The sequence below is a fragment of the Streptomyces sp. AcH 505 genome (assembly GCF_000818175.1).
Lineage (GTDB): Bacteria > Actinomycetota > Actinomycetes > Streptomycetales > Streptomycetaceae > Streptomyces.
In genome coordinates this window covers 5,381,834-5,384,530 of the sequence record NZ_JTIY01000001.1, presented here as the reverse complement: position 1 = coordinate 5,384,530, position 2,697 = coordinate 5,381,834, and the positions used below count along the sequence as shown (strand labels likewise).

Genomic DNA, 2,697 nt, shown 5'->3' with positions numbered 1-2,697 from the left:
GCCACGTTGCGGACGGCTGCGCGGCCCGCGTGGGCCTCCACGATGCCCCGGACGATCGCGAGCCCCAGGCCGGCGCCGCCCGGCGGCGTACGGGCCTCGGTACCCCGCCAGCCGGTGTCGAAGACCCGGGCCAGGTCCTCGGCCGGGATACCGCCGCAGCCGTCGGTGACGGAGAGCACGACGGAACCGGCGCGCAGCTCGGCCGCGACGGCGACCGTGCCGTCGGCCGGGGTCCGGTGGATGGCGTTGATCAGCAGATTGGCGAGGACCCGCGTCATCTCCTTGCCGTCCACCTCGATCGGGACGGCCTCGACATCGGCGCCGACCAGCCGTACCCCGTGCTCCCTGGCCACCGGATCGGCGCCCGCCAGCGCCTCCCCCACCAGGTCGTACGCCGACATCCGGGTCGGCGTGAGGGCGAGCGAACCCGCGTGGATACGGGAGAGTTCGAAGAGATCGCCGACCATCGAGTCGAGCCGGGCCACCTCGGCGCTGATCTGCCGGAAGTACCGGGCCTGGTCCGGCACCACACCGTCCTCCAGCGCCTCCGACATGGCGCGGAGCCCGGCCAGCGGGGTGCGCAGGTCGTGCGAGATCCAGGCGACCAGCTCGCGCCGCGAGGTCTCCAGGGCCCGCTCACGCTCCCGCGAGACGGCGAGCTTCGCGCTGGTCGCCGCCAGCTCCCTGCTCAGCTCGGTGAGTTCGGCCGTGGCCGGGCCGCCGGGCGCGTCGAAGCTGCCGCCGTCGCCGAACGACCGGGCGGCGAGGGCCAGATCGCGGCTGCGGGCGACGACCCAGCGGCCCAGCAGCAGCGCGGTGGCGAGCGAGACCGCGGCCGCCATCGCGGTGACCGTGGTGACGACCGACAGGTCGTGCCTGGACAGGAACATCGCCTGGGCGACGCCCAGCGTCCCGGCGAGCATCGCGGTGACGGCGACGGCGGCGACCACGGTCAGCCCGACGGTGACCGAGCGGTCCCGCAGCAGCCGCAGCGCGACCGCTCCGACCAGGCCTGCGGCCGCTGCGCCTGCGAAGGCGATCAGCACGATGGCGAGCATGGGGGGCACGGTCAGCTCCTGTCGGTGGGCTGCTCGGCGGACTGCCCCGCGGGCTGCTGCCCCGCGCGCTGCTCGAAGGGCTCCCCGGCCGGCTGCTCGGGCGGTGCGTCGAAGCGGTAGCCGACCCCCCAGACCGTCCGGATCAGCCGGGGCCTCGCCGGATCATCCTCGATCTTGCCGCGCAGCCGCCGCACATGGACGGTGACCGTCGACAGATCGCCGAACTCCCAGCCCCACACGTCGTGCATCAGCTGCTCCCTGGCGATGGCGAGCCCCGGGTGCGTCATCAGGTGCGCGAGCAGTTCGAACTCGCGCAGGGTCAGCGCCAGCGGGCTGCCGTCCTTGGTGGCGCTGCGGGCCGCGGGGTCGAGAGTCAGCCCGCCGGAGCGCAGCTCGGGCCCGGCGGCGCCGCCCTGCCGGGCGTGGGTGCCGCGGCGCAGCACCGACTCGACGCGCAGCACGAGTTCGCGCGGGCTGAAGGGCTTGGTGACGTAGTCGTCGGCCCCTATCTCCAGACCGAGGATGCGGTCGTCCTCGTCGCCGCGCGCGGTCAGCATGATGACGGGCACGGCGGCGCTCGCCCGCAGCCGCCGGCACACCTCAAGACCGTCCATGCCGGGCAGCATCAGATCGAGGACGACCAGCGCCGGCGGGTTCCCCGCCGCCAGCCGCAGCGCCTCGGGCCCGTCGGCGGCCCGGTCGACGGCGAAGCCGGCCCGTTCCAGATAGCCGGTGACGACCTCGGAGACGGTCGGGTCGTCGTCGACGACCAGGATGGTGTGCATACGCGCAAGTCTCCTCGGGCGGCGGCCGGTGCACCGCCGTTCACCTCTTACGAAACCATGACGGAGGGCCCGGCCACGAACCAGCGGCCACGAACGGCAGCCACGAACCGGCGGCCACGACGTCCGATTCGTACAAGACCCGTCCGCGCCCCGCTGCCTACGGTGGGGGCATGACTCCACGACTTGATGTGATCGGCCTGGTCGTCTCCGACATGGCGGCCTCCCTCGCGTTCTACCGCAGGCTCGGCGTCGCGGTGCCCGCCGACGCGGACACCGCGCCCCACGCGGAGGCGGTGCTGCCCGGCGGGATGCGGCTGCTGTGGGACACGGAGGACGTCGTACGCTCCTTCGACCCCGGCTGGACGGCGCCCCGCGAGGGTGAGCGGCTCTCGCTGGCCTTCTCCTGCGACAGCCCCGCCGACGTGGACTCGATCTACGCGGATCTGACCGGCGCCGGGTACCGGGGCCATCTGAAGCCGTGGGACGCGGTCTGGGGGCAGCGTTACGCGACGGTGCTCGACCCGGACGGCTGCTCGGTCTCGCTGTACGCCAGCGCCGCGTAGGCGCCGAGTGTGAGCCCGGCCAGCTCGCGCGTCTCCCGTGCGAGATGCGCCTGGTCGGTGCAGCCCGCGTCCAGCGCGGCCTGCGCGTAGGGCGTCCCGGCCCGTACGAGCGCCAGGGCGCGCTGCAGGCGCAGGATACGGGCGAGCGTCTTGGGGCCGTACCCGAAGGCGTCCAGCGAGCGGCGGTGCAGCTGGCGGGCGCCGAGGCCGACCGCTTCGGCGGTCGCCGCGACCGTACGGCCCGCGTCGAGGCCCTCGACCACGGCCCGCAGCAGCGGGTCGGGCGGCCCG

The 2,697-nt window shown here is 74.4% G+C and carries 4 protein-coding genes; 1 reads left to right on the top strand and 3 read right to left on the bottom strand.

Annotated features, from left to right (window positions below; genetic code table 11):
- Together HY68_RS24225 and HY68_RS24220 are read right to left on the bottom strand one after the other, a co-directional pair.
- A partial coding sequence (locus tag HY68_RS24225) for a HAMP domain-containing sensor histidine kinase (RefSeq protein ID WP_041997014.1) occupies positions 1–1,058 on the bottom strand: 1,058 nt, incomplete at its 3' end.
- Between the two features lie 11 nt (positions 1,059–1,069).
- Entirely contained in the window at positions 1,070–1,843 is a 774-nt protein-coding gene (locus tag HY68_RS24220; protein ID WP_078863753.1) for a response regulator transcription factor, read from the bottom strand.
- Between the two features lie 170 nt (positions 1,844–2,013).
- Here HY68_RS24220 and HY68_RS24215 point away from each other — a divergent pair, with 170 nt between their 5' ends.
- Positions 2,014–2,406: a VOC family protein gene (locus HY68_RS24215; protein WP_041992193.1), complete on the top strand. Its 393-nt coding sequence runs from the start codon at positions 2,014–2,016 to the stop codon at positions 2,404–2,406.
- Here the strand turns inward: HY68_RS24215 and HY68_RS24210 are convergent.
- Positions 2,346–2,697, bottom strand: a 352-nt coding sequence (locus HY68_RS24210; RefSeq protein WP_041992190.1) for a helix-turn-helix domain-containing protein, incomplete at its 5' end; no start/stop codon positions are given. The genes HY68_RS24215 and HY68_RS24210 overlap by 61 nt on opposite strands.

Excerpts from the sequence above, each read along its gene's own strand:
- HY68_RS24220 (WP_078863753.1), bottom strand. The coding sequence starts at position 1,843 with ATGCACACCATCCTGGTCGTCGACGACGACCCGACCGTCTCCGAGGTC.
- HY68_RS24215 (WP_041992193.1), top strand. The coding sequence starts at position 2,014 with ATGACTCCACGACTTGATGTGATCGGCCTGGTCGTCTCCGACATGGCG.